Genomic DNA, 24217 nt, shown 5'->3' on the forward strand with positions numbered 1-24217 from the left:
GGGAACCGCCCGCAGGACCTCGTCGGCCCCTGGTTCGGGTGGTACTGCGTCCTCGCGCTGCTGCGCGACGGCCCGCACTACGGGGTCGAGCCGCTCCAGGAACTCTTCCTACCGCCGCCGAACTGGCCGATCAGCACCCCTCCCGGGGAAATCCGCTGGTCGGAACCTCCCGATCGGCACATGTGCGCGCGGTCCACAGCGCGCGAGGATGACGGTCATCGGGGCCCCGCCGGAGGGGCCCGGGAAGGAGCCCTGCCATGACCGCCACCATCGTCCGCGTGCCCGTCGTCCCCGTCCTGCCCCCGCTCCGCTCAGCGCGGTTCCAGCCCCGGCCGGCCGCGCACCACGTACGCCGGCAGCCGCAGTTCACCCAGCACCGCCCGGGGCAGCCGCAGCCCGAACCGCCGCCCGACCGCGCCGAGGGTCCGCCGACGGACGCCCGCGTACGGCGCGCCCCCGGAAGCGCAGCGGGTGACACCATCGGCCTCCAGGACGTTCGCCGCGACCAGCTCCGGAACGAGCAGGTCGGGCTCCCGCCCCCAGCGCCAGCGCTCCTCCCCCAGGCCGAAGCCGCACAGCACGGCGCCGTCCCGGGCGTAGTCGAGCAGGGCCGGCGGCTGCTCCGGCATCGGCCGGAAGTGGACCACCTCGACGCCGCCGCGCGCTATCTCGGTGAGCAGTTCCCCGCCGGTGGAGTCCCCGTACTCGATCGCGAAGGACCAGCCGTCCGCCTCACCGACCCGGATCACGCCGTCGCCGTCGTCACCGGGGCGGTAGACCTCGATGTCCAGGTCCCAGATCTCCGTCCCGCTGATCGGCCCGCTAGCAGCTGCCGGGTCGGCCCCCATCCGGCGGGCGAGTTCCTCGGGCGGGATCCCCCGCGCGAACACCACGCCGCCCACTTCCCCACTCGCGTCCGCCAGCCACTGGATGCCCTCACCGCCCCGCTCCTCGGCCCCGCGCGAACCGTCACCCATGACGCCGATCATGACGCCCCTCCCCTCGCGCCGGCCCTGCGATGGCCAGGCGCAGCCGGTCCGCACCCTAACCGAGATCACCGACACACCGCCGAACGGCCAGGCGAAAAACCGGTTCGGAAGAGCAACTCAGCTGTGCCGCACCACCGTTCGCCTACCGGAGCCCCCATGCGGCGGCAACCGGCAACCAGACCGTGCCTGGCCTCCTCACCATCAGCAATCGGGCTACACCTTCAGCTGCCCCTGCTCTTGCCCGCCCAAAGCCAACCACCCGTCAAGGCCCCACCTCACCGCGCCGCCCAAGCGACCCGCCACACCGCCCTCCGCCGGCCCGGATCACACAGGATGTCGGCCCCTCCGGCTTCCCACGCACCGCCCAACCACCCCGGCCCCAGGCACTACGACACAGCACGCCCCGTCACGAACGGCCGCACCCACCCGATCCCCACCCAGCAAGCCAGATCGCCCCGCCGGAACCAGACCACGAAGTCGAACCCACCGACCTCCCACGCCCCCCACACCCACGACCGTCAACACGGAAAGGCGCGTCACGGTGCAGAACCGTGCGGTAGGACGTACGGAGTTCGCCGGCTGTGTGAGGCATCCCTCTCCCAGCGCTGTGGCGCTGGCGGCCCGGAAAGGTTGACCATGTAGTCATGACCTCCTCGCCCCACCCGCCGCACATCGATGGCCGACCGGATCCGACAGGCGGGACCACTGCGCTCGGCGGAGAGTCCGCTTCCGCCCGCGGGTACCTGCTGGACAACGCGCGCGCCGAGGCGGGCGAGCGATTCGTTTGGCTGGCCGAGCTGTTCGACGGTGTGACGCGCGGGCACTTCGATCGACTTGGGGTCAGGGCTGGCTCGCGCTGCTGGGAAGTGGGCGCCGGTGGCCGCAGTATCCCGGAGGCGCTCGCGGCGGCCGTCGGTCCGACCGGGCACGTGCTGGCCACGGACATCAACCCGTCGTGGCTGAAGGCAGGCGACGGGTACGAGGTGCGCCAGCACGACGTCGCGGCCGATCCGCCCCCGGAGCCGGGGACGTTCGATCTGGTGCACGCCCGGCTCGTGCTGGTCCATGTACCCGACCGGGCCCGCGCGTTGGCCACGATGGCGGCAGCGCTACGGCCCGGCGGCTGGCTGCTGGTCGAGGACGCCGATACCGCTCTGCAGCCACTGGCGTGCCTGGACGACACCGGCCCCGCGCAGCGGCGGGCCAACCGGCTGCGCGACGCGGTCCGGGAGCTGCTGATGCGCCGCGGCGCGGACCTGCGCTACGGCCGGACACTGCCGGCGGCATTGCGTGAGGCCGGCTTGGTGGATGTCGCCGCGGCAGGGTCTTTCCCGGTCGGCGGGCTGGCCTGCGACCAGTTGGAGGCGGCGACCATCAGGCATGTGCGCGGCGAGCTGCTCGCGGCCGGCCTGGCCGACGACGCCGAGATCGACGCGCACCTGGCCGCCATCCACGCGGGCGAACTCGACCTGACACTCGCGCCGCTGATCTCGGCCTGGGGACGCCGTCCAGCCGAGCACCCTCCGGCAGCTCGCGCAGGTGCGCGCCGCGCGTCACCGGCCGCTGTGGCCAGCCCGCACACGGGCTTCGAAGATCATGGAGTTCTCGACGCCCCGTGATCCGAGCGCAAGACCGTTCCTGCCGACGCACCACCCCCGATCCCGGCTGCTCTTGACCAACTCCGCGAACAGCCCGAACCCGCCCCGAGAAGATCCCGGGGCTGCGGGAGCGACCGGCCGAAACGCCCGACCCACGTGACCCGCGCGGAGTGCACCACGCCTCGGCCGCCGTGCTCCGACGGTCGGCGAGTGGATCGCCGACGCCCCACCTGCGTGCTCGAACGCCTCGGTATCCGTCGCGATCCCCTGCTGCCCGGGCGGCGGCTGATGCCCGGAATCACCTGCTTGCAGCCCCTGCTGGACACCGTCGCCGACCCGGCCGAGACGGTGATCACCGCCGATGTCCTGCACACCCAGCGCGAGCACGCCGGCTACCTCCCGGACCGCAAGGCCCGCTACATCGTGATCGTCAAGGGCAACCAGAAGCACCGGAACACCTGCGCCGACAGCTGAACACCCCTGCCTTGGAAGGACATCCCGCAGACCAGCCACGGACGATCCGAGACCAGCCGCATCTAGGTCGCCGCCGTCAGGAACCTGCTGTTCCCCGCCGCCCGCCGGACCATCCGGATCGAACGCCGCCGCACCGACCGCACGCCCACCGTCGCCACCGCCCCAAACTCCCCCCAACCGCCCCACCACCCGCAACCGCCGACGCAGGAAGTCGGACCCGCCGACCTCCTGCGCAGCGCCCGACCGCCCCCAGCGTCAGGCGCTACGGTGCGGGACCACCCGCCGCATCAGGGCGTCGAGCGGGGCGAGTTCCGCACCGAGGACCCCGAGCTGACGGCCGTCGGGATCCTGGCGGTGATCGAGGGCCTCGCCTCCCACGCCAACCCCGGCCTGGCCAACCACCCGCCGGCCGTCGCCCGGCTCATCGCCACCACCGCCGAACGCGAACTCGGCCTTCCGGAGGGCTCCCTCACCCCCACCCAACAGTCCTGAGCCCCCAACACCCGGCCTTCCATAGCCCCGCTCCCCCACCACCCAACTCCTCCACCCCGCCCCACCGCTGGAGTCGAAGTGCGCACCTCCTCGTCCTCCTCTCCGCCCGCCTGCTCGACCCCGCATCCGGCGGCCTCCTCTCGCAGACCGAGCTCGCGGTGGTCGACGGCCGGATCGCCGCCCTCGGCGACGACCGGACGATCCGCGAACTCGCCGCCCCGCAACGACGGTGATCGACCTCAAGGGAGCCGTGGTCACTCCGGGCCTGGTCGATGGCCGCCTGCACCCGGTCACCGGTGCCGAGCTCACCCACGGCCTGGACCTCTCCGGCTGCACCGACCTGGCGTCCGTCCGTGCCGCCCTCCCTCGCCGTCGGGGTCAAGGCCCTCGCGCCGGGCGCCTGGCTGCACGCCTGGGGCCTGGACCCGAACGTCTTCGGTGACCGCCCGGTCGAGGCCGCCGCCCTCGCCCCCGTGCTGGACGGCGTCCCGGCGCTGCTCCAGCTGTTCGACGCCCACTCCATGCCCGCCAGCCCGCTCGCCCTGGAGTTGGCCGGCGTCGACGGCCCGCGCACCTTCGCCCAGGCCGCCGAGGTGGTCCGCGACGCCGACGGCCGCCCGACCGGCCTGCTGCTCGAGAACGCGGCCTGCGAACTGGTCGAGCGCACGCAGCCCACCCGCACCGAGCGCCGCGAGCGCCTGGCCGCCGCCCTGCGCGCGATGGCCGCGAGCGGCCTCACGGGCGGCCACGCGATGGACGCGGGCGGCGACGGCCTCGACCTCTACGCCGAGCTCGACGAGGCCGGCGAACTGCCGGTGCGGCTGCGGGTCGCCCCCTGGTGCCAGCCCGGCATGGGCCAGGACGGGCTGCGCGCCCTGGTCGAACCGCAGGGCCGGGGCGGGAGGTTTCCGACACTGCCCGCTACCACCAGTTCGCCCAGCCGTCCAGGTGGCCCCAGGGGAACCCTCCCGGTTCCCCCAAGGACCCGGGGCGGGTGGGGAAGCCCCCCGGGAAACCTGGCGGCCCGCCCCAGCGCGTCCCACCCCCTCCTCGGCCGAGGATTCTCTCACCGGCCCATCCAGCCGGACGAGTTGAACCGACGAGCCGAGGAGCAGCCACCATGACCGTGACCCGGAAGCCGATCGAGCGGCGGACCCTGCTGACGGCCACCACCGGCAGCGCGATCACCGGCACCGCCGCCCTGCTCACCCCGGCCACCGCTGCGGCAGCTCCGGTCGCCGCCACCGGGCACCAACGGACGGTGCCGCAGACCCTGGCCGTGACCGAGGAGCTGGACCGGATCGCCCACCCCCTGCGGTCCACCGACCCCGACGCCCCGACCGCGGGACTGCGGGCGCTGGGCGCGATGGTCGGCGACGCCCGGGTGGTCGGCCTCGGCGAAGCCACCCACGGCTCGCACGAGTTCTTCACCATGAAGCACCGGGTGTTCCGCTACCTGGTCGAGGAGAAGGGCTTCACCACCTTCGCCCTGGAGGCCAGTTGGTCGGCCGGCCTGCTGATCGACGCTTACGTGCAAGGCCAGGGCGACGGCACCGCCCGGCAGCTGGTCCGCCGCACCCTGGCCGGATCGCCGTGGCAGCGAAGGGAGTTCGCCGACCTCATCGACTGGATGCGCGCGTACAACCGCAGCCATCCGCAGCGCCCGGTGCACTTCGTGGGCACCGACCTCGGCTTCCCCGGGATCGGCGAGCAGCCCTTCGCCGAGGTCACCGGGTACGTACGGAAGGCCGCCCCCGCCTCGCTGTCGAGCGTTGAGCAACTGTACGCCGGCCTGCGGTCGTTCGACGACTCCATCGGCTACCTGAGCCGGATCCCGCTCCCCGAGCGGCAGCGCAACGCGGACCTGGCGCAGCAGGCGCTGGAGCTGGTCACCGCCACCGGGCGGGACGGCGACGAGCAGTACGAGTGGGCCGTCCAGCACGCCCGGAACATCGCCCGGACCTTCGCCTTCGCCTCCCTGCGGACCGGCGACGGCCCCTGCGTCACCGCCGCTCAGGAGCTCCGCGACCGGGCGATGGCCGACAACACCCTGTGGTGGCAGCGCCGCCTCGGCGGCAGGGTCCTGCTCTCGGCGCACAACGGCCACGTCGGCTACCGCTCGAGCGACCCGGCGCTCCACCCCACGACGGAGGGCGTCCACCTGCGCGCCGCGCTCGGCGCCGACTACGTCAGCATCGGCTTCACCTTCGGCGGCGGTTCCTTCCTCACTGCGACCGACCCGTTCACCGACGACTGGCGGAGCACCACCGTGCCCCCGGCGACCCTCGGCATGAACGAGTACCTCCTGGACCGGGTCCGCCCCCGCGACTACTACCTCGACCTGCGCCAGGCCCCGCCCGCGGCCCGCGCCTGGCTGGACGCGGCCCACCCGACCTACGACGCCGGGACCACCTTCAGCCGCGACCCGCTGCCCACCCTCGCCCTCGGCGCCCGCTACGACGTGCTCGTCCACCTCCACCGGGTCCGCGCGGCCGAGAAGCTCTGACGGCCATGGCCATCCCTCGCACCACCCACCTCCCGTCTCTCTCACCCAGGTCGGCTCCGCCGTCGCCCACTTCGAGGAGCGGCAGCGAGCCCAAGCCCGTGATCAGCAGCCGGGAGCGGGCCAGGGAACGTCGGTGGCCACCGCGGCGGTGTAGTCGACGCCCGGCACGGAGAGCCCGTACAGGCGCTGGGCCTCGGCGCGGAACCAGTCGAGGTCGGCGAGACCGGCGATGGTGTCGGTCGTGGCGCGCTCCCAGCGTTCGGCGACGGCCGCCTGGACGTCGTCGGTGAGCTCCCAGGTGTCCAGGCGGATCCGGCCCTCGTCGTCCGGGGCGAACGGGGCGGCAGCGGTGAGCTGGTCCCACAGGGCGGCGAGCTGACGCACCGGCGGGACCATGTCCTCCCCCCAGGACACCGCGCAGCAGGCCGGTGTACCGGGCGACGCCGGGAACGGCGGTGGAGGACTGGGTGACGGCGGCACCGTTGACGGAGGTCACGGCCCGCCCGCCCACCGACTTGCGGAGCCGCTCGTCCAGCGTTCGGGCGGTGGCCTCCAGGTGGACCTTGGCCGCGCCGATGGCGCCCTGCCGGTAGATGGCCGCGGTCAGCGGCGAACCGATTTGACTTCCGCTCCCCGGGCTAGAGCCCGGGGATTCCTACCACGGTCTTCTGACCGTCTCGGTGGGTTCCTGCTTCTCCGCGCTGTGCCGGGACGGGTCCCGGTCTTACCCGCACTCGACAGGCTGTCACCGCCAGTCCGGCGGCCTGGGCGACGTTGACGGCCGCGTTGACGTCCCGGTCCAGCCGAACGCCGCATGCCCGGCACTGCCAGACACGGACGGGCAGGGGCTTGGGACCGTCCTTGACACCGCAGTTGGAGCACACTTGAGAGGTCGGCTCGAACCGGCCGATCCTGATCAGGGTCCGGCCGTACTTCACGGCCTTGTACTCCAGCATGCTCACGAACGCCGACCATCCGGCATCGTGCAATCACGCGGCACTGACATTGATGCTGATACCCAGGTTCCGGTGGTCGTGACTCGGGCACTGACAACAGCGCGGGAGGGTGCGTCAGCGCAGCTCAGAGCAGGACTCAGAATCGCTTCACCACCGGGCTGAAGCCCGGGGCACTGCGATCAGACCCGGTAGCAGACCGCGATGCCGCGGATCCCGGCGCGCTTGAGCCCGGCGACGGTGGCCGCCAGGCCGTATCCGGCCGAGGAGCCGATGATCAGTGCCACCGGCCCGGCCCCCTCCGCCGGTTCGACCTCCGCCGGTTCGCCCTCCGCCGGTTTCCCCCCTCCGGCAGTTCCAGATCTCGAGTCGATCTTGGTGCGTTCCACCACTTCCGGCCGAGCCGGACGGCACCGGGCAGCCGGGTCAGCCCAGCCCCGGCAGGCTGCGCAGTTCCCCGACCCGCAGCAGCCGGGCGAACAGGAGGAACAGCAGGGCCATCGCGACGCCGCCCGCGGCCAGCGAGATGGCCGGTGTCCAGGAGGCCGGTGCCGGGCCGTGGCCGCAGACGCGGGCGATGAGCCAGCCGGCGGTTCCCGCGCCGGTGGCGGCCGCGGTCAACTTGGCGTAGGCGCGGCAGATCCGGCGGCCGTCGAGCAGGCCCCCGGTGCGCCGCCTGAGCCGCAGGGCCGTGAGCAGCAGGCCGACGGCGTAGGACAGGGCGTAGGCGGCGGCCATTCCGGTGACCGCCCACCGGGGGGAGAGCAGCAGGTGGCAGGCCACGGCCAGGGCGATGTTGGTGCCGCTGATCCACAGCGCCATGCGGAACGGCGTGCGGGTGTCCTCGAAGGCGTAGAAGCCGCGCAGCAGGAGGTACTGGGCGGAGAACGGGATCAGCCCCAGGCCGAAGGCCTGCAGCATGTGACCCAGGGGGACGGTGGCCGCGGCGTCGGCGGCTCCGTGGGCGAACAGCAGTCGGGCGATCCGCGGGCCGAAGGCGGCGAAGAAGAACGCCGCCGGGACGATGACGACGCCGCTGACCCGGAGCGCGCGGGAGAGGTCGGCGCGCAGCCCGTCGACACGGTGCTCGGCCACCGCCCGGCTCATCCGCGGGAGCAGCGCGGTGACCAGGGAGACGGTGACGATCGACTGGGGGAGCATCCAGATCTGCTGGGCGTAGCTGTAGGCGGTGTAGCCGACCCCGTCGTCGGGCAGGGCGGCGTCCGCGGCGGAGGCCAGGCGGGTGACCACGGTGTTCGCCACCAGGTTGGCCAGGACGAACAACAGGGTCCAGCGCGCCGCGCTCACGCTGCCGCGCAGGCCGGCGCCCCGCCAGTCGAAGCGCGGTCGCAGCCGGAAGCCGGCGGCGTGGGCGTACGGGATCAGGGCGAGTGCCTGCAGGGCCAGGGCGGTGGTGGTTCCGATGCCGAGCAGCCGGACCTGGGCGTCGGTGATGTCCGCGACGTTCTCCGGGACGGTCACCAGGCCGAGGTAGAGGCCGAACATGGTGATCAGCACGAGGTTGTTCAGGACCGGGATCCACATCACCGCCCCGAAGCGGTTCCGGGCGTTGAGGATCTGTCCGAAGATGCTGAACACGCCGTAGAAGAAGATCTGCGGGAGCAGGAAGCGGGCGAAGACCACGGTCAGCCGGAACGCGTCGTGGGTGTCGGGCGTGTCCTGCTGGTAGATGCGGATGATCTCGGGCGCGGCCCAGGTGGCCAGCGCGCTGCCGACGCCCAGGACGCACAGCACGAGCGTGACCAGGCGCTGTTCGAAGCCGGCCCCGCCGTCGGGGTCCTGCGCCCGGGCCCGGACCAGTTGGGGGACCAGGACGGAGTTCAGCGCGCCGCCGATCAGCAGGAAGTACAGACTGGTGGGCACCGTGTTGGCCTGGTTGTAGGTGGTGGCCAGCAGCCCGGTGCCCAGTGCCGCGGCCTGCAGCACCTGGCGGATCAGTCCGGTGGCGCGCGAGACCATGGTCCCGGCGGCCATCAGCGCGGACGACCGCAGCACACCACCGGCCGCGGCCCGCCTGGGGGCGGCATGCCTCCTGCGCCCCGCCGTCGACCGCTCTGACGTTCCGGGCGATGTCTCCTCGATCATGGACCCACACTACGTCCCAACGCTCACCCGCCCGTGGCGAGTTCGGGAATCCCCGGTGGATGCGGGCCGTCCCCGACTCGTGCTTCGATCGGCTTCGATCGGCTTCGATCGGCTTCGAGAACTCTGGACACCGACCGCCGGGGCGGCCGGCCACTCACCCCGGGAGGTGTCGTTGATCATCCGCACCCGCACCGGACAGCACGTCCTGTACGAGCAGACCTCCCGCGCCGCCGACCTGCTGGCCGGTCAGGGCCTGCGAGCCCGATCCCCGGCGCCCTTCGGCGCGAGCCGACCGGAATGGCGGTCCGTCAGCTCGCGCCCCACGCGCACTGCTCGGGGTACGACCGGTCGGCCCAGCACCTGCCGGTGCGCCGTGGCCCGGACGGGTGGCGCACCTATCGTGGACCGGTGACCGATCATCGGACCGTACGCCCCGCCGTCGCCCGGACGGGCTACCTCCTGGCAGCCTTCGCCTTCGCCGTCTGCATGGCCGGCACCACCCTGCCGACCCCGCTGTACGGGCTGTACCAGGAACGGATCGGCTTCTCCGAGCTGACCGTGACGGTCGTGTTCGCGGTCTACGCCTTCGCCGTCATCGGCGTCCTGCTGCTGGTCGGCAACATCTCCGACTCCGTCGGCCGCCGCCCCGTACTGCTCTGCGGGCTGGTCTGCGCGGCCTGCAGCGCCGTCGTCTTCCTGGCCGCGGACAGCGTGCCGCTGCTCTGTCTCGGTCGGCTGCTGTCCGGCCTGTCGGCGGGTCTGTTCACCGGCACCGCGACCGCGTACGTCCTGGAGCTCGCCCCATCCCGGCACGAGGGCCGCGCGAACTTCGTCGCGATCGCGGCCAACATGGGCGGCCTCGGCTGCGGACCGCTGCTGTCGGGCCTGCTCGCCCAGTACGCGCCGAAGCCCCTGGTGCTGCCGTTCGCCGTCCACCTGGCGCTGCTCGCCGTGTCCTTCGGGCTCGTCCTGCTGCTGCCGGAGACGGTCGTCGACGCCCGCCCGCTGCGCACCGCCCGGCCCAACCGGCCCGAACTGCCGCCGGAAGTGCGCCGGGTGTTCGTGCCCGCCGGGATCGCCGCCTTCGCCGGGTTCTCCCTGCTGGGCCTGTTCACCTCGGTCAGCCCGGCCTTCCTCGCCCAGGGCCTGGACGTCCACAACCGCGCCGTCGTGGGCCTCGTCGTGTTCGCGGCCTTCTTCGCGTCCACCTTCGGGCAGCTGCTCGTCCCCCGGCTGGGCAGCGCCCGGGCGATCCCGCTGGGCTGCCTGGTGCTGATCGCCGGACTGGCGCTGCTGGCGTGCTCGCTCGCCTGGGCCGTCCTGCTGCTGCTGGTCCTCGCCGCACTGGTGGGCGGCACCGGTCAGGGCATGGGGCTGCGCGGCGCGGTGGGCGAGGTCGCCGCCGCGAGCCCGGCGGAGCACCGCGGCGGCGCCCTCTCGGCGCTGTTCGTGGTCGCCTACTTCGGCATCTCGATCCCCGTCATCGGCGTCGGCCTGCTCACCGGTCCGCTCGGCCTGGCGCACGCCGGCCTGGTCTTCGCCGCCTGCATGGCCGCGCTCGCCGCCGCTTCCGGCGCCTACCTGCTGCGCCGGGCGAGCACCGAGGCCTGACCCTTCGACCGCGACGGCCACCCCGACCATCGCGGCCACCGCAGCCACCGCAGCCACCGCAGCCGGGTGCGCCTACTCGACCGCCGCCCGCGCCGCCCGCCCGGCCCGGATCCGCTGACGCAGGAAGAGGGCGGCACGGTCCAGCGCCTCGTCCGCCTCGTCGAGGACGCCGGCGAACGCCTGGAACACGTGCGGCGCATCGGCGGTGACGTCCAGGACGACGTCCACGCCCGCGGCGCTCGCCCGCGCGGCCAGGCGGGTGGAGTCGTCCAGCAGTACCTCGTTGCCGCCGACCTGGATCAGCATCGGGGGGAAGCCGATGAGGTCGGCGTGGATGGCCGGGCTGAGCAGCGGCTGGTGCGGGTCGGCTCCGGCGAGGTACATGGCTCCGGTGTGTTCGAGGGCCGCGCGGGTGAAGATCGGGTCGATGCCCTCCTTGGTCGTCATGCTCTCGCCGCTCCGGGTCGCGTCGAGGCCCGGGGAGAAGGCCAGCAGGGCGGCGGGCAGCGGGAGGCCCGCGTCCCGGGCGGCGAGGCAGGTGGTGACGGCGAGGCCACCGCCGGCGGAGTCCCCGGCGAAGACGATGGTGGAGGGGTCCTCGCCGCGGTCGAGCAGGGCGCGGTAGGCGCTCAGGGTGTCCTCGATCGCGGCCGGGAAGGGGTGTTCGGGGGCGAGCCGGTAGTCCAGCGAGTACGCCCCGAAGCCGGTCCTGGCCACCAGGTTCCCGGTCAGCGAGAGGGCGGTCTCGGGCGAGCCGAAGACCCAGGCACCGCCGTGGAAGTACAGGATCGTCCCGGCGCCCGGGCCGTCCTCCGCTGCCGCGTCCGGCCCGGCCCCCGCCGCCGCACCCGGTCCTGCCTCCGCTGCCGCGTCCGGCCCGGCCTTCGGCTCGACGCGCAGGGCGGGTCGGCCGCCGAGGGTCGCGGCGGCGGTCCGGATGCGGCTGTGGGGCACGATCATTCCGGCCATCACCTCCCTGAACCCGGCCCGGATCTCCTCGACCGTCCGGGGCCCGGTCGGTCCCAGCTGGCGCAGGATTCCGTCGATCCGGATGCGCTGTTCCCTGCTCATGGGCACACTCCTGCCGCAAGTAGCTTCCCGTACACTATATGCCGTGGAAGATACATCGAACGGGGTCGGCCTCGCAGCCGGACTCCCCGGCCTGTTCGCCGACTTGGTCAGGTGCGAGACCCGCCTGTACAACGCCCTCAACGACCGCCTCCGCGAACGGCACGGCATCGTCACCTCGCAATACGAGTTCCTCGACTACCTGCGCCGCCACCCCGGATGCCGGGTCGCGGACATCGCCGCCGAGTTCGCCATCGGCGTCGGAGCGACCAGCAAGGGCATCGACCGCCTGGAGAAGCAGGGGTGGGCCGCCCGCCGGCCGAACCCGTCCGACCGCCGGTCCTCGCTGCTCGCCCTGACCGCCGACGGCACCCGGCTCGTCGGGGAGGCGCAGCGGACCTTCACCGACACCCTGACCGAACTCCTCACGGGCACCCTCGGCGCCGCCTCGCTCTCGGCAGCCGCCCGGACCTTCGCAGCCCTGCGCTCCGCCCTGGAACGCGACCGGATCGGCACACCCACCGGCTGATCGGCCCCAAGTCCCGCAGTGCAAGCCGGGACTTGACCTCAAGTCGACTTGAACCCCTAGCATCGGTCGCACCGTAGTGATCGACGAGAAGCGGAGGGCCCGGCCGTGGAGTACTCGCACAGCGACCCCGAACTGATCAAGCAGCCCATCGGCTATTGGAGTTGGGCGGCCTACAAGGCCGTCGTCAGCCGCACCCGCGGCGCGCTGGCCGAGGTCGGCACCACGCAGCCGCAGTGGTGGGTGCTCGCCCAGCTCGGCCGGACCGAGGAGCCGAGGACCCGCGACGACGTCTGCGCCGTGCTGCGCGACTACCTCGACACCGGCCAGGAGGCCCTGAACGCCGAGATCGACGCGACCGTCGAGCACGGCTGGGTCACCGAGTCCGCCGGGGGCCTGCTCGAACTGACCGCCGAGGGACGGGCCTTCTTCGAGAAGACCGCCGCACTCCAGGGCGAGCTGTGGGCCGAGCGCCATGCGGGCATCTCGGACGAGGAGTACCTGACCACGCTGAAGGTCCTGCAGCGGTTCATCCACAACACGGGCGGGCGGGCCTGGCACCACTGAGCACCCGCCGCCGCCCCGCCCGCCCGTCGGTCGGGCAGGCGCGCAGGTGTGGGTCAGGCGGTGAGCCCGCCGTCGCGGGCGACCACCCGGCCCGCGCGGACGACGAGTTCGCGCGGCAGGAGCTCGCCCTCACCGTCCGCGCTCCTACGCCCCGCCGGGCTCTCGCTCCTACGCCCAGCCCGGCACCGGCGGCAACGGCCAGGCCGGCAGCACCGGCAGCGGCCCGTCCGCGCGCAGCCCCGCCACCGGGCCGCGCCCGGTGAACCAGGCGAGCATCTCGTGCCCGGAGCCGCTCACCACAGGCCCCGACCCGCCGACCGCCCAGCCCCGGCCGAGGTCCTCCGCCTCGACCCGGGCGAGCGGTACCTCGCGCGCCCCCAGCGTCGCGGCCGTCTCCGCGAGGGCGGTCAGCACGAAGCCGTCCGGCCAACCTGCCGACGTACGGCCGGTGTTCAGGTCGACGCCGTGCACCTCGAGCTCCCGCCAGGCCCGCCACAGGAGGTACCAGGCCGGGTGCCGCCAGCCCGCCAGCGCGGGCACCAGCACCGTCCGGCGCTCGGCGGGCAGCTCCGCCGCGTCCCACAGCAGGCCGTCCAGGCTGTCCCGCAGGTCCGCCACCAGCGCACCGGCGCCGCGCCCCGCGCCCTCCTCCAACTGCCGTGCCAGCTCGGCGGCGTCGGCCCGCGGCCCCGGCGCGGTGCCGGTACGGGCCAGGGCGAGCATCCAGCGGTAGGCGTCGGCGCTGCGGGCGAGGTGGGTGAGCACATGGCCCCGGCTCCAGCCGGGCAGCCGCGACGGCTCGCGGGCCTGCCAGTCGGTCAGCGACTCCACGTCGGCACCGAGGCGCGCCGCTGAAGCCCGGACCTCCGCCAACAGCTCCTCGAACTCCACCGTTCCCTAACTCTCGGCCTCGGCGAGCGACTTGACGCCCTCCAGGGTGGCCGTCATCCCGGTCCGCAGCTCCCCCAGGCGAAAGTCGACGATCTTCTCCTCGGCCTCCGGGCGGGCCTCGATGGCCAGGATGACGCCGCTGCGCCCCGGGCCGATCACCACCGACTGGCGCAGCCGGGTGCCGCCGTCCTCGGGGATCAGGTCGAAGCGCCACCGGGCCAGCGAGCCGGCCACCTCCGACACCGGGTCGCCGAACCGGCCGTCCGCATCCATGACGGCCCAGGCGAAGGCGCGGTGCTCGGCCAGTTCCACCACCTCGGAGACCGTCCGCCAGTCACGCATGTTCGGCCGGGCGTTGTGCCCCTCGAAGCGCGCGCCCAGGGCGGGGCCGTCCGCGCCGTCCAGCCAGGCGACCCGCTGGAGCTCCGGGCTGAGCCGGGCGGGCAGGCCGATGTCGGCCACCAGCGCCCAGACGCGCTCCACCGGCGCCTGGACGAACACCTCGCACTGCGTGCCCGGACCATCGGCGTACCGCATACCGCTCCCCCTCCATTGCCTGACGTACTCACACCCTCGGGGTGTACTCGTCCGTACGGGTCGGCACCCGCCGTGCCCCCGCCTGAGCGTCCGGAACGCGCGAAGACAGCGGACGGGTTGCCGCCCTTCTCGCGGGCCCTGCCATCGATGATCGATCCAGCCGAACATCCAAGTCAATCCACCGATTTCCTGGGAAACCCCCAAGCTCGGCCTTGGGTCGGCCCCCTCGGGTACGGACTCGGAGCCGGCGGTACCCTGGGCGCTCGTGACCCTCGACGACCTCCGCGTCTTCGCCGCCGTGTGCCGGGCCGGCTCGCTCAGCGCCGTCGCCCGCGACCTGGCCTGCAGCCAGTCCGCCGTCAGCCAGCACGTGAAGCGGCTGGAACGCGAGCTGGGCCTCACCCTGATCGAGCGGCACCCGCGCGGCGTGGTGCCCACCCAGGCCGGACGCCATCTGCAGACCGCGGTGGCCAACGGTCTGGGCGGCATCGACCACGCGCTGCGGACCATCGCCGAACTCGCCCGCGGCGAGGGCGGGTCGGTGCGGATCACCACCGGCGCCACCAGCATCCGCCACTTCATGTCCGCGGCCGTGGTGGACTTCCGCGAGCGGTTCCCGCAGGTCAACCTGGAGTTCCAGACCGGCGTCTCCAGCCGCAACTGCCTGGAGGCGCTCACCGCCGGCCACGTCGACCTGGCCTGGATCACCCTCGGCACCCCGGTCCGGGGCATCGAGCAGCGGCCGGTCGCCGCCCTGCCCTGGGTCCTCGCCGTGGCGGCCGGCGACCCGCTCGCCGCCCGGGCGCGCATCGAACCCGCCGACCTGCAGGACGCCCCGCTCATCGGACTGCCGCAGAACTCGGTGTCCCGCTCCCAACTCGACGACTGGCTGGGCAAGTCGGGCATCCGACCGGTCTTCGACACCAGCGTCACGGACTGGGACACCGCGATCCTGCTGGCCGAACTCGGCCTCGGCCACGCCGTCGTACCCGCCCTCCCCGAGTGGCAGGGCCCCGGCCACCCGGGCCTGCGGCTGGTCCCGCTGCCCGACCTGCCCGGCCTCACCGTCGGCTGGGCCGCCCGCGAATGGGCCACCCTGGGCCCGCTCGCCCGCGCCTTCGCGGACACCGTCGCCACCCACTGCGGCCCTGCGACGGCACCGTCGGCCGCCCCCGCCCCCGCACCCGCACCCGCACCCGCGCCCGCACCCGCCGCCTGAGCGGGGCCGGCCCACGCCCACCTCGACCAGCAGCGCGCACCGCAACTGCCGCAGCAGCTCCGACCGATGGGACCGCAGGTTCCACAAAACCGGCTCCCAGACGGCCCGTTCAGCCACTGGGCGAGGTCGATCCCGTCCGCCCTTCCACCCTTCCACCCGTCCGCCCGTCCGCCCTTCCACCCTTCCGCCCGTCCGCCGGCCGGAGCGTGCGGCGAATGGACCCCGGTCAGGCCGAGTGGAAGGAGTGGCTGCGGCCGATCTCGGTGAAGCCCCGCCGCGCATACCACTCGCGCGGCCAGCCGTCCGCGTCCGCGAGGAGGAAGAGCCGCGGGATCCCGGCGGCCGCCGCCAGCGCCAGGCCGCTGCCGAGCAGGGTGTCGCCGTGGCCCGCCCCGCGGTGCCGGGCGGCGGTGACCAGGTCCTCCACCTGGGCCAGCCCGGCGGCCGGTTCGAGGTAGAGGTCGACCCAGGCCGCGACCTCGCCGTCCGCCGTCCGGGCGGCCAGGAAGTGCACCCGCTCGGCGCCGCGCAGCCGGGTCGGCCGGCGGTCGGTGAGCTGCCGGATGAGCTCCTCGCCCTCGTACCACTCCGACTCCTGGTGCAGGACGGCCTCCCGCATGGCGGCGAACTCCGTCGGCAGGGCGGCCGGCTCGGGCAGCGCGCAACCCGCCGTGTCGCGGACCATGACGAGGACGGTGCTCCGCTCGTACCCGGCCTCGGCCAGCACCGGGGTGGCCCGCTCGCCCCACTCCTCGTCCAGCACGGTGATCGCGTACTGCCGGCGCTGCCCGAGCCAGCGTGCCGCCAGACCGGGCAGCGCCGCCGGATCGGTGCCCGGCCCGGTGACGATCAGCTGGTTGTGCTCGTGAGAGAGCACGTACTGCGCGTTCCGGACCGCGAAGAGCCCGGGAAACTCCGGCAGTTCGACGATCTCGGCCGCATGGCGGCGGGCGAAGGCGGCACGGAAGGCGCTCACGCGCTCAAGCAGATCGGACATCCCACCATGATCCGCCCCGAATCCGCTCCGGCCAAGCGAATTCCAGGCGGAGGTCAGCGGGCCTGCCGGCGGTCGAGGAACCGTCGGATCCCGTCCCGTACGCCGTCCGTCGGCACGGTGGCGGCGAAGGCGGCCGCCTCGACCGCGAGGCCCTCGTCGATCGGCAGGTTGATCCCCCGGGTGACGGCCCGCAGGCAGGCCGCCACCGCGGTCGGCGCGTGCCGGATGATGCGTTCGGCCAAGTTCCTTGCCTCCTCCAGGAGTTCGCCGACCGGGACGACCGAGTTGACCAGGCCCAGCTCGGCCGCCCGGGCAGCCGGGATCGGGTCACCGGTCAGGATCAGCTCCAGCCCGCGCTTGCGGCCCACGTGCCGCGGCAGCCGCTGCGAGCCGCCGAAGGGCGGCGGGAAGCCGAGCGAGATCTCCGGCTTGGCGAAGGTCGCGTGCTCGGCCGCGATCGCCAGCGGAGCCGCCTCGGTGATCTCACAACCACCGCCGTACGCCAGCCCGTTGACCGCGACGATGACCGGCTTGGGGAACTCCTCGATCCGCCGGGTCAGGGTGTGCCCGCGCCGGACGAACTCGCGCAGCGCCCGCTCGGGCCCGCCGGCGATGCTGGCCGCCAGGGACGGGACGTCCGCGCCCGCGCTGAACGCCCGCTGCCCGGCGCCGGTCAGGATGACGGCGCGGACGGTGTCGTCGGCGTCGATCCGGTCGAGTTCGGCGAGCAGCGCGTCGATCGTCGGATAGTCGAGAGCGTTGAGCTTCTTCTCCCGGTCGATGGTGAGGGTGACGACGTACTGGTCCCGCTCGCTGCGGACGGTCATGGCCGGCTGCTCCCTTTCGCCTCGGTCCCTACCCGAGCGAGGCTAGGAAAGGCGATCCAGGACAATCCAGTTATTGTCCTGGATACGCTCCGGGGAACCCCCGCGCCGGACCACGAAACGGCAGGCCACCACCCATGCGATCGCCCTCCTACAAGGCCATCGTCGACGAGTACGCGGCCGCGATCCGCTCCGGCGCCCTCCCGGCCGGCACCCGGCTGCCGACCCACCGCGCCCTCGCCCGCGACCGCCGCATCGCCCTCGCCACGGCCACCCGGGTGTACGCCGAACTGGGCGCCGCCGGGCTGGTGGTGGGCGAGCAGGGCCGGGGCACCTTCGTCCGGGTCCGCTCCGACTACGACGGCATCGAACCCTCCCGCACCCTCCCGGTACCCCGGGTCGCCGAGCTGTCCTTCAACCAGCCGCTCGCCCCCGAGCAGCGCGACCTGCTGCGCCAGGCCCTGCGCGCACTCGCCTCCTCCGGCGACGCCGAGGCCCTGCTGCGCCAGCACCCGCCCGGCGGCCACCGGCACGACCGGGCGGTGGTGGCCCGGTACCTGCTGGACCGCGGGGTCGACACCGCGCCGGAGAACGTCCTGCTCGCCAGCGGTGCGCAGCAGGCGCTGGACTGCGTCCTGCGCACCCTCACCCGCCCCGGCGACGTGCTGGCCGTCGACGCGCTCAGCTACCCGGGCATCAAGCTGCTCGCCGCCGCCCACGGACTCGACCTCACCCCCGTCCCGGCCACCCCGGCCGGCCCGGACCTCGACGCGCTCGACCGGCTCTGCCGCACCCGGCCGGTCCGCGCCGTCTACACCATCCCGACCGTCCACAACCCGCTCGGCTGGGTCCTGGACCGACCTCGGCGCGAGCGGCTCGCCGCCGTCGCCGCCGAGCACGACTGCACCCTGATCGAGGACGGCACCTACGCCTTCCTGGAGACCGCACCGCCGCCACCGCTGCACGCCCTCGCCCCCGACCGCACCTGCTACGTCGCCGGCCTGTCCAAGAACGTGGCCCCCGGCCTGCGGTTCGGCTTCGCCGTCCTCCCCGACCGCCACCTGCGCGCCGCCACCACCCACCTGCGCGCGGCCGCCTGGGGCGCCCCCGGCCTCACCACCGCCCTCGCCACCGGCTGGCTCGCCGACGGCACCGTCACCCGCCTCGAACAGCAGCGCCGCACCGACGCCGCCGCCAGGCAACACCTCGCCCGCACCGCCCTGGCCGGCCTCACCATCACCGCCCACCCCACCTCCTACATCCAGTGGCTCACCCTGGAACCCCACCAACGCCCCGACCAGGTCGCCGCCCTCCTCGCCGCCGAGGGCATCCTCATCTCCACCGCCGACGCCTTCGCCACCACCCCCCACCACCCCAACGCCATCCGCCTCGCCCTCGCCACACCCCCGCTCTCCGAACTCCCCGCCGCCCTCCACCGCCTCCGCAGCACCATCGAGTCCATCGCCCCCTGACACCCCACAACCCCGCCCACACCAGAAGTCGACCGGGCCGACTTCCCACTCCACCGTCAGCGACTCCCTCAGCTGACGAGCACAGCCCGCGCCACCACCCCACCGCACCAAAAGTCGACCAGGCCGACTTCCTGCGCGCAGCCCGTCAGACAAGATCACCCCGCCCCACAGCACCACCGGCACCGGCACCGGCACCGGCACCGACGGCCCAGGAAGTCGGCCGATCCGCATCCCCCGCACGAAAAGTCGGCCAGGCCGCCCATGGGCGGCCCCGCCAGGCCAAAGACGTGTCAGCCGCGAGGCCAACGCGGCCATGTGGCGTCGCAGTTGGAGTGGGAAGTCGGCCGGGTCGACTTCCTACTCCGTTGCGCGGGCGAAGCGGGTGGACCACTCGGCCATCAGGTCGCGGAGTTCGGGTGGGTGGACGACCTGGAAGTCCGCGCCCAGGGAGCCCAGGGCCATGGCGGGCCAGTCCAGGGAGTCGGCGGTCATCCGCAGGCGGCAACGGGAGGCGTCGACCTCCTCCACCTCGCCCCAGCGGCCGACGTGGGCGCGGACGCGCTCCGCCGGGGCCTCGACGAGGGCCTCTACACGGTTCGACCGGGGTCCGGAGTCGAGGCCCGCGCGGACGTACTCGGCGGCGTCGGCGGCCGGGAGGGGGCGCGGGGCGAAGCGGGCGCCGGTTGCCCCGGCGGTGGTGAGGCGGTCGAGGCGGAAGGTGCGCCAGTCGCCGCGCTCGAGGTCGTACGCGACCAGGTACCAGCGCCGGTCGAGGCAGACCAGCCGGTGCGGTTCGACGTGCCGTTCGGTGCGGTGGGCGGTGGCGGCGGTGTACGAGAAGCGGAGCCGCTCGCCGTCCCGGCAGGCGAGGGCGACCGTCGTGAGGGCGTCCGGGTCGACGCCGGAGCCGGCGGAGGCGCCCCAGTCGACGGGGACGGTGACCGCGCGCAGCGCCTCGACCCGGCGGCGCAGCCGGGCGGGCATCACGTGCACGACCTTGGCCAGTACCCGTACGGAGGCCTCGGCGACGCCCTCGACCGGGCTCTCGGCGGCCGCCTGCAGCCCGACCGCGAGAGCGACCGCCTCCTCGTCGTCGATGACCAGCGGCGGCAGCGCCGCGCCCGCCGCCAGTTGGTAGCCGCCGTCGACGCCGCGCTGGGCCTCGACGGGGTAGCCGAGTTCGCGCAGCCGGTCGATGTCGCGGCGCAGGGTGCGGACGGAGACGCCGAGCCGGTCGGCGAGTTCCTCGCCGGGCCAGTAGCGGTGGGTCTGGAGCAGGGAGAGCAGTCGCAGCGTTCGGGTGCTGGTGTTCGCCATGCCCCGATCCTGTCCTGGATTCAGGACAGGAAGTGGCCGCAATGGCCCGTAGCGTGGTCGTTGTCCGAAGGAGCACCGACCGAACGGAAGGCCCAAGGCCATGACCACGTCCACCACCCCCGCCACCACCCCCGCCCCCGTCACCGGCGAGCGCGCCGACCTCCTGGTGGCACTGGAGAAGCAGCGGCACTTCCTGCGCTTCACCACCCGCGACCTCACCGACGAGCAGGCCGGCCGGCGGACCACCGCGAGCGAGCTGTGCCTGGGCGGTCTGGTCAAGCACGTGACCGGGGTCGAGCGGCTGTGGGCGAACTTCATCGTGGAGGGGGCGTCCGCGATGCCCGACTTCTCCACCTGGTCCGAGGCCGATTTCGCCCGCCGGGCCGACGAGTTCCGCCTGCTGCCCGGCGAGACGCTGGCCGGTGTCCTCGCCGAGTACGCCGAAGTCGCCCGCCGCACCGATGAGTTGGTGGCCACCCTGCCCGACCTGAACGCGACCCGGGCGCTGCCGAAGGCCCCCTGGTTCGAGCCGGACACCGAGTGGTCGGCCCGCCGAGTGCTGCTGCACATCGTCGCCGAGACGGCCCAGCACGCGGGCCACGCCGACATCATCCGCGAGTCCCTGGACGGCGCGAAGAGCATGGGCTGAGCCCAGCCGGGGGCCTGCCTGCTCGCTCGGAAGCCGGCAGGCCCCCGGGGGCTCAGGCCTGGTCGACGAGGGTGAACCCGGCCCCGTCCACCGCGCTGCGGACCGCCGCCGGCTCCAGCGGCCGGGCGGAGGCCACGGTGACCCTGCCGCTCGGCGCGTCCGCGACGACGTCGGTGACGCCGGGAAGGGCGGCCAGCCCGGCGCTGACGGTCCGCTCGCAGTGGCCACAGCTCATGCCGTCGACGGTGAGGACGGTGGTGATGGTGGTGGTGATGGACATGGCGGTGCCTCCAATGGCGTGTCGGGGATGATCGGCCGGTCGATCTGCACCACAACAGCGGAATCCAGCCGCCGCGCCCAGGGACACGCCGCCGGGGTGGCACCATCGAGTGGTTCCGGGAACCGGCCGGGCCCCGCGCCCGACGGGGACCGTCCGGGCGCACCGGCCCACCCATGCACCGACGCACCGCGTCGATCGCCCGCGCCCCGGCGGCGCTGCGTCCGGTGGTGCGGGTGAACCCGGTGGTCACCGCCACGCCCGCGCCCGCCGAGCAGGTCCCGCGGCGCGGCACGGTCGAGCAGCTCACCGACTACCCGGCCACCACCGTACGGGAGTCGGGCGCAGAGCCGCTGATCGACCTGCACCACGCCGCCGCAGGCCCGGACCGATTCCTCGCCCTGGCCCGGAGTTCCACACCGCCCCCCGCCGACCCGGTGGACTTCACGGTCCACCTGGCCACCCCGGGTTCCACCGACCGGATCTGCGACCAGTACGGGCCGGACACCGGCGGCTGGGTGAACTCCGGCGTCCAGCACCAGGCGGTGATCAACCTCAGACGCTGGACGGAGCCGTCCGAGTACTACCAGGGCCGGCCCGAGCTGTACCACGCGCTCGCGGTCAACCACGAGGTCGGCCACGTCCTGGGCAACGGCCACGTCGACTGCCCGGGCCCGGCGCCCCGGTGCCGGTGATGATGCAGCAGATCAAGGGCCTGCACGGCGGCGTCCCCAACGGCTGGCCCTACTCGGACGCCGGCACCCTGCTCACCGGCCCGTCGGTCCAGGCGCCGAGCAACGCGCCGCAACAGCCGCAACCGCGCGACGCAGGACGCCCTCAGGCCGCCGCGTCGTGGTCGGCCGCCAGCACCTCGGCGAGCGCCGCGACCGCCTCCCGTGCCTGCTCGCCCTCGGCGGACAGCTCGAGCACCTCGCCCGCCCGGGCCGCCAGCGCCAGGACGGACAGCAGGCTGCGGGCGTCGACGGACGGCTGGCCGGGACGGCCGACGGTGACCTTGACGGGCTGTCGGGCCGCGGCCTGGACGAACTGCGAGGCCGGACGGGCGTGCAGGCCGCTGCGCGAGCCGATCGCCACCTGGAGCGAGTGCAGCTGGATCGAGGACATGGGGGTGGGTCCAATCTCGAGGGCGGGCGGGGCCGGCCGCCCGGGGTGGGAGCCCGTCGGCCGTTCGGGGTGGGTGGCCGTCCGCGACGCGGGGGCAGTCGCGCGGCCCGGACCCGATCCGGTGGTTCCACGCCCGTCGGCGTGTTGTTTCGATTGGTTGTACGCCCGCTCTAAGCCAGCTGTCAACAGATTCGGGCATGAAAGCCACAGAAACAAAAACTCAACGATCGCTTGCTTTCCCGCCCGAACGGCGTACGCTCTCGGTTAACCAGGCACGAACAGACATGAAACGGACCCGATCCCACATGTACGCACCCGAGCGGCAGCAGCAGATCCTCCGCCTCGCCCAGGAGCGCGGCCGGGTCGACGTCCCGACGCTGGCCGAGGACTTCTCGGTCACCCAGGAGACCATCCGGCGCGACCTGACCGCCCTGGTCCAGGCCGGACTGCTGCACCGGGTGCACGGCGGCGCGCTGCCCGCGGGAGCCCTGCGCCTGGAACCCGGCCTGGCCGAGCGGGACTCCACCGCGGCGGCGGAGAAGGAGCGGATCGCCAAGGCCGCCCTGGCCCTGCTGCCCACCGAGGGCAGTGTGCTGCTCGACGCCGGGACCACCGTCTCCCGGCTCGCCGCCCAGCTGCCGGTCGACTCCACCCTCACCGTCGTCACCAACGCCCTGCCCGTCGCCGCCCGGCTCGCCGACCACCCGTCCCTCTCGCTGCACCTGATCGGCGGGCGGCTGCGCCACCGCACCCACGCCGCCGTCGACTCCTGGGCGCTGCGCGACCTCGCCGACATCCACCCGGACGTCGCGGTGGTCGCCACCAACGGGTTCTCCGTCGAGGACGGCCTGACCACCCCCGACCTCGCCGAGGCCGCCGTCAAGCGGGCGATGCTGACCGGCGCCCGCCGGGTGGTCCTGGTGGCCGACTCGACCAAGCACGGCGCCCGGCACTTCGCCCGCTTCGGCTCGCTCGACCAGGTGGACGTCCTCGTCACGGACACTGGACTGACCGACGAGCAGGCCGCCCAGATCGCGAACCTCGGACCGGAAGTCATCCGCGCATGATCGTCACCATCACCCCGAACCCCAGCCTGGACCGCACCTACGAGCTGCGCACCCTCGCGCTCGGCGAGGTCAACCGGGCCGCGCACGACCGGCTCGACCCCGGCGGCAAGGGCGTCAACGTCTCCCGCGCGCTCACCGCCGCCGGCCACCGCACCACCGCCGTCCTGCCGCTCGGCGGCCCCTCCGGTCGGCTGCTCGCCGAACTGCTGCGCCGCCAGGGCATCGGGGTGGCCGCGCTGCCGATCGCCGGCGACACCCGGATCAACGTCTCGATCGCCGAGGCCGGCGGCAGCCTGACCAAGGTCAACGCGGCCGGCCCCGAGCTCACCGACGCCGAGTCGGCCGCCCTGCTGGACCTGGTCTCCCAGGAGGACTTCACCGGCGCGACCGTCGACTGGCTGGCCTGCTGCGGCAGCCTCCCGCGCGGACTGGCACCCGAGTGGTACGCGGAACTGGTCGGCCGGGTGCACGCGGGCGGCGCCCGGATCGCCCTGGACACCTCCGGCCCGGCCCTGCTCGCCGCGCTCACCGCCCGCCCGGACGTGGTCAAGCCCAACCGCGAGGAACTCGCCGAGGCCGTCGGACGGCCGCTCGCCACCCTCGGCGACGCCGTGGACGCGGCGGGCGAGCTGCGCAAGCTCGGCGCCCAGCAGGTGCTCGCCAGCCTCGGTCCGGACGGCATGCTGCTGGTCGCCGAGGAGGGCAGCTGGTACGGGACCGCGCCGGTCACCGCCGTCCGCAGCGACGTCGGGGCGGGCGACGCCTCGCTGGCCGGCTTCCTCGGCGCGGGCGGCAGCGGACCGCGGGCCCTCGCCGCGGCCCTGGCGCACGGCGCGGCCGCCGTCCAACTGCCGGGCAGCGTCATGCCGACTCCGGCCGACCTCGACCCGGCCGCGGTGACCGTGACGGCGGACCTCCCGCTGGACCGGACCCTACGCGGCTGACGAAGGAC

The 24217-nt window shown here is 73.9% G+C and carries 23 protein-coding genes and 4 pseudogenes; 14 read left to right on the forward strand and 13 right to left on the reverse strand.

From position 1 onward, the window contains the following. Positions 1 to 311: 311 nt before the first annotated feature. Positions 312 to 989, reverse strand: a complete 678-nt coding sequence (locus O1G21_RS06330) for a DUF6461 domain-containing protein (protein WP_270141519.1) — start codon at positions 987 to 989, stop codon at positions 312 to 314. Positions 990 to 1633: 644 nt separating this feature from the next. Here O1G21_RS06330 and O1G21_RS06335 point away from each other — a divergent pair. From O1G21_RS06335 to O1G21_RS06355, 5 genes and pseudogenes are all read left to right on the forward strand, one after another. Further along, positions 1634 to 2608, forward strand: coding sequence for a methyltransferase domain-containing protein (locus O1G21_RS06335; protein ID WP_270141521.1), 975 nt, complete (start codon positions 1634 to 1636; stop codon positions 2606 to 2608). A 189-nt stretch (positions 2609 to 2797) separates the two neighbouring features. Then, the gene (locus O1G21_RS06340) at positions 2798 to 3061 is read left to right on the forward strand and encodes a hypothetical protein (RefSeq protein ID WP_270141523.1); all 264 of its coding nucleotides are present in this window, start codon (positions 2798 to 2800) and stop codon (positions 3059 to 3061) included. Between the two features lie 267 nt (positions 3062 to 3328). Further along, positions 3329 to 3553: a hypothetical protein gene (locus O1G21_RS06345; RefSeq protein ID WP_270151497.1), complete on the forward strand. Its 225-nt coding sequence runs from the start codon at positions 3329 to 3331 to the stop codon at positions 3551 to 3553. 110 nt (positions 3554 to 3663) lie between these two features. After that, a pseudogene (locus O1G21_RS06350) lies at positions 3664 to 4458 on the forward strand (amidohydrolase family protein); the annotation flags it as partial. 215 nt (positions 4459 to 4673) lie between these two features. Next, entirely contained in the window at positions 4674 to 6059 is a 1386-nt protein-coding gene (locus O1G21_RS06355; RefSeq protein ID WP_270141525.1) for an erythromycin esterase family protein, read from the forward strand. 102 nt (positions 6060 to 6161) lie between these two features. On the opposite strand, the pseudogene O1G21_RS06360 reads toward O1G21_RS06355, so the two are convergent. From O1G21_RS06360 to murJ, 4 genes and pseudogenes are all read right to left on the reverse strand, one after another. Next, a pseudogene (locus tag O1G21_RS06360) lies at positions 6162 to 6684 on the reverse strand (enoyl-[acyl-carrier-protein] reductase FabV); the annotation flags it as partial. Between the two features lie 13 nt (positions 6685 to 6697). Further along, positions 6698 to 7048 (reverse strand): annotated as a pseudogene (locus O1G21_RS06365) (zinc ribbon domain-containing protein); the annotation flags it as partial. 155 nt (positions 7049 to 7203) lie between these two features. Continuing rightward, a pseudogene (locus O1G21_RS06370) lies at positions 7204 to 7311 on the reverse strand (hypothetical protein); the annotation flags it as partial. A 127-nt stretch (positions 7312 to 7438) separates the two neighbouring features. After that, the gene (gene murJ / locus O1G21_RS06375) at positions 7439 to 9118 is read right to left on the reverse strand and encodes a murein biosynthesis integral membrane protein MurJ (protein WP_270141527.1); all 1680 of its coding nucleotides are present in this window, start codon (positions 9116 to 9118) and stop codon (positions 7439 to 7441) included. Positions 9119 to 9526: 408 nt separating this feature from the next. Between murJ and O1G21_RS06380 the strand changes: the two genes are divergently transcribed. Further along, on the forward strand, positions 9527 to 10729 hold the full coding sequence (locus tag O1G21_RS06380) for an MFS transporter (protein WP_456319222.1): 1203 nt from the start codon (positions 9527 to 9529) through the stop codon (positions 10727 to 10729). Positions 10730 to 10801: 72 nt separating this feature from the next. Here the strand turns inward: O1G21_RS06380 and O1G21_RS06385 are convergent, their stop codons facing one another. Further along, entirely contained in the window at positions 10802 to 11800 is a 999-nt protein-coding gene (locus O1G21_RS06385) for an alpha/beta hydrolase (protein WP_270141529.1), read from the reverse strand. Positions 11801 to 11843: 43 nt separating this feature from the next. Between O1G21_RS06385 and O1G21_RS06390 the strand changes: the two genes are divergently transcribed. Together O1G21_RS06390 and O1G21_RS06395 are read left to right on the forward strand one after the other, a co-directional pair. Beyond that, on the forward strand, positions 11844 to 12326 hold the full coding sequence (locus O1G21_RS06390; protein WP_270141531.1) for a MarR family winged helix-turn-helix transcriptional regulator: 483 nt from the start codon (positions 11844 to 11846) through the stop codon (positions 12324 to 12326). A 105-nt stretch (positions 12327 to 12431) separates the two neighbouring features. After that, positions 12432 to 12890 (forward strand): MarR family winged helix-turn-helix transcriptional regulator, encoded by a 459-nt coding sequence (locus O1G21_RS06395; RefSeq protein WP_270141533.1) that lies wholly within the window; start codon positions 12432 to 12434, stop codon positions 12888 to 12890. 168 nt (positions 12891 to 13058) lie between these two features. On the opposite strand, the gene O1G21_RS06400 is transcribed toward O1G21_RS06395, so the two are convergent. Together O1G21_RS06400 and O1G21_RS06405 are read right to left on the reverse strand one after the other, a co-directional pair. Continuing rightward, a complete protein-coding gene (locus O1G21_RS06400) occupies positions 13059 to 13781 on the reverse strand; it encodes a maleylpyruvate isomerase family mycothiol-dependent enzyme (protein ID WP_270141535.1) in 723 nt (240 codons plus the stop codon). A 6-nt stretch (positions 13782 to 13787) separates the two neighbouring features. Further along, on the reverse strand, positions 13788 to 14318 hold the full coding sequence (locus O1G21_RS06405; protein WP_270141537.1) for an SRPBCC family protein: 531 nt from the start codon (positions 14316 to 14318) through the stop codon (positions 13788 to 13790). A 265-nt stretch (positions 14319 to 14583) separates the two neighbouring features. Here O1G21_RS06405 and O1G21_RS06410 point away from each other — a divergent pair, with 265 nt between their 5' ends. Next, positions 14584 to 15537, forward strand: a complete 954-nt coding sequence (locus O1G21_RS06410; protein WP_270141538.1) for a LysR family transcriptional regulator — start codon at positions 14584 to 14586, stop codon at positions 15535 to 15537. 226 nt (positions 15538 to 15763) lie between these two features. On the opposite strand, the gene O1G21_RS06415 is transcribed toward O1G21_RS06410, so the two are convergent. Both O1G21_RS06415 and O1G21_RS06420 read right to left on the reverse strand, forming a co-directional pair. Continuing rightward, positions 15764 to 16534, reverse strand: coding sequence for a GNAT family N-acetyltransferase (locus O1G21_RS06415; protein ID WP_270141539.1), 771 nt, complete (start codon positions 16532 to 16534; stop codon positions 15764 to 15766). Between the two features lie 53 nt (positions 16535 to 16587). Then, positions 16588 to 17361 carry a crotonase/enoyl-CoA hydratase family protein gene (locus O1G21_RS06420; RefSeq protein WP_270141540.1) on the reverse strand — a complete coding sequence of 258 codons (774 nt, stop codon included), beginning with the start codon at positions 17359 to 17361 and terminating at the stop codon, positions 16588 to 16590. Between the two features lie 134 nt (positions 17362 to 17495). Between O1G21_RS06420 and O1G21_RS06425 the strand changes: the two genes are divergently transcribed. Continuing rightward, positions 17496 to 18830 (forward strand): aminotransferase-like domain-containing protein, encoded by a 1335-nt coding sequence (locus O1G21_RS06425; protein WP_270141541.1) that lies wholly within the window; start codon positions 17496 to 17498, stop codon positions 18828 to 18830. Between the two features lie 357 nt (positions 18831 to 19187). On the opposite strand, the gene O1G21_RS06430 is transcribed toward O1G21_RS06425, so the two are convergent. After that, positions 19188 to 20147, reverse strand: coding sequence for a helix-turn-helix transcriptional regulator (locus O1G21_RS06430; protein ID WP_270141543.1), 960 nt, complete (start codon positions 20145 to 20147; stop codon positions 19188 to 19190). A gap of 100 nt (positions 20148 to 20247) precedes the next feature. Here O1G21_RS06430 and O1G21_RS06435 point away from each other — a divergent pair, with 100 nt between their 5' ends. Beyond that, positions 20248 to 20796: a DinB family protein gene (locus tag O1G21_RS06435; RefSeq protein ID WP_270141545.1), complete on the forward strand. Its 549-nt coding sequence runs from the start codon at positions 20248 to 20250 to the stop codon at positions 20794 to 20796. A gap of 52 nt (positions 20797 to 20848) precedes the next feature. On the opposite strand, the gene O1G21_RS06440 is transcribed toward O1G21_RS06435, so the two are convergent. Then, positions 20849 to 21076, reverse strand: coding sequence for a heavy-metal-associated domain-containing protein (locus O1G21_RS06440; RefSeq protein ID WP_270141546.1), 228 nt, complete (start codon positions 21074 to 21076; stop codon positions 20849 to 20851). A gap of 173 nt (positions 21077 to 21249) precedes the next feature. On the opposite strand from O1G21_RS06440, the gene O1G21_RS06445 reads away from it, so the two are divergent. Further along, a complete protein-coding gene (locus O1G21_RS06445; RefSeq protein ID WP_270141547.1) occupies positions 21250 to 21768 on the forward strand; it encodes a DUF3152 domain-containing protein in 519 nt (172 codons plus the stop codon). A gap of 142 nt (positions 21769 to 21910) precedes the next feature. Here the strand turns inward: O1G21_RS06445 and O1G21_RS06450 are convergent, their stop codons facing one another. Then, positions 21911 to 22198: an HPr family phosphocarrier protein gene (locus tag O1G21_RS06450; RefSeq protein ID WP_270141549.1), complete on the reverse strand. Its 288-nt coding sequence runs from the start codon at positions 22196 to 22198 to the stop codon at positions 21911 to 21913. A 305-nt stretch (positions 22199 to 22503) separates the two neighbouring features. Here O1G21_RS06450 and O1G21_RS06455 point away from each other — a divergent pair, with 305 nt between their 5' ends. Together O1G21_RS06455 and pfkB are read left to right on the forward strand one after the other, a co-directional pair. Beyond that, complete coding sequence (locus tag O1G21_RS06455) at positions 22504 to 23265, forward strand: DeoR/GlpR family DNA-binding transcription regulator (protein WP_270141551.1); 762 nt, start codon at positions 22504 to 22506, stop codon at positions 23263 to 23265. After that, positions 23262 to 24209: a 1-phosphofructokinase gene (gene pfkB / locus O1G21_RS06460; protein WP_270141553.1), complete on the forward strand. Its 948-nt coding sequence runs from the start codon at positions 23262 to 23264 to the stop codon at positions 24207 to 24209. The genes O1G21_RS06455 and pfkB overlap by 4 nt, the downstream gene beginning before the upstream one ends. Positions 24210 to 24217: the final 8 nt, after the last annotated feature.

Source organism: Kitasatospora cathayae, assembly GCF_027627435.1.
GTDB lineage: Bacteria > Actinomycetota > Actinomycetes > Streptomycetales > Streptomycetaceae > Kitasatospora > Kitasatospora cathayae.

What these genes read in the sequence shown, in the direction of transcription:
- O1G21_RS06385 (WP_270141529.1), bottom strand. Translation starts at nt 11,800, where the DNA reads ATGAGCAGGGAACAGCGCATCCGGATCGACGGAATCCTGCGCCAGCTG.
- pfkB (WP_270141553.1), top strand. Translation starts at nt 23,262, where the DNA reads ATGATCGTCACCATCACCCCGAACCCCAGCCTGGACCGCACCTACGAG.
- O1G21_RS06405 (WP_270141537.1), bottom strand. Translation starts at nt 14,318, where the DNA reads ATGCGGTACGCCGATGGTCCGGGCACGCAGTGCGAGGTGTTCGTCCAG.
- O1G21_RS06355 (WP_270141525.1), top strand. Translation starts at nt 4,674, where the DNA reads ATGACCGTGACCCGGAAGCCGATCGAGCGGCGGACCCTGCTGACGGCC.
- O1G21_RS06440 (WP_270141546.1), bottom strand. Translation starts at nt 21,076, where the DNA reads ATGTCCATCACCACCACCATCACCACCGTCCTCACCGTCGACGGCATG.
- O1G21_RS06335 (WP_270141521.1), top strand. Translation starts at nt 1,634, where the DNA reads ATGACCTCCTCGCCCCACCCGCCGCACATCGATGGCCGACCGGATCCG.
- O1G21_RS06420 (WP_270141540.1), bottom strand. Translation starts at nt 17,361, where the DNA reads ATGACCGTCCGCAGCGAGCGGGACCAGTACGTCGTCACCCTCACCATC.
- O1G21_RS06330 (WP_270141519.1), bottom strand. Translation starts at nt 989, where the DNA reads ATGATCGGCGTCATGGGTGACGGTTCGCGCGGGGCCGAGGAGCGGGGC.
- O1G21_RS06415 (WP_270141539.1), bottom strand. Translation starts at nt 16,534, where the DNA reads ATGTCCGATCTGCTTGAGCGCGTGAGCGCCTTCCGTGCCGCCTTCGCC.
- O1G21_RS06450 (WP_270141549.1), bottom strand. Translation starts at nt 22,198, where the DNA reads ATGTCCTCGATCCAGCTGCACTCGCTCCAGGTGGCGATCGGCTCGCGC.
- murJ (WP_270141527.1), bottom strand. Translation starts at nt 9,118, where the DNA reads ATGATCGAGGAGACATCGCCCGGAACGTCAGAGCGGTCGACGGCGGGG.
- O1G21_RS06455 (WP_270141551.1), top strand. Translation starts at nt 22,504, where the DNA reads ATGTACGCACCCGAGCGGCAGCAGCAGATCCTCCGCCTCGCCCAGGAG.
- O1G21_RS06430 (WP_270141543.1), bottom strand. Translation starts at nt 20,147, where the DNA reads ATGGCGAACACCAGCACCCGAACGCTGCGACTGCTCTCCCTGCTCCAG.
- O1G21_RS06435 (WP_270141545.1), top strand. Translation starts at nt 20,248, where the DNA reads ATGACCACGTCCACCACCCCCGCCACCACCCCCGCCCCCGTCACCGGC.
- O1G21_RS06445 (WP_270141547.1), top strand. Translation starts at nt 21,250, where the DNA reads ATGCACCGACGCACCGCGTCGATCGCCCGCGCCCCGGCGGCGCTGCGT.
- O1G21_RS06425 (WP_270141541.1), top strand. Translation starts at nt 17,496, where the DNA reads ATGCGATCGCCCTCCTACAAGGCCATCGTCGACGAGTACGCGGCCGCG.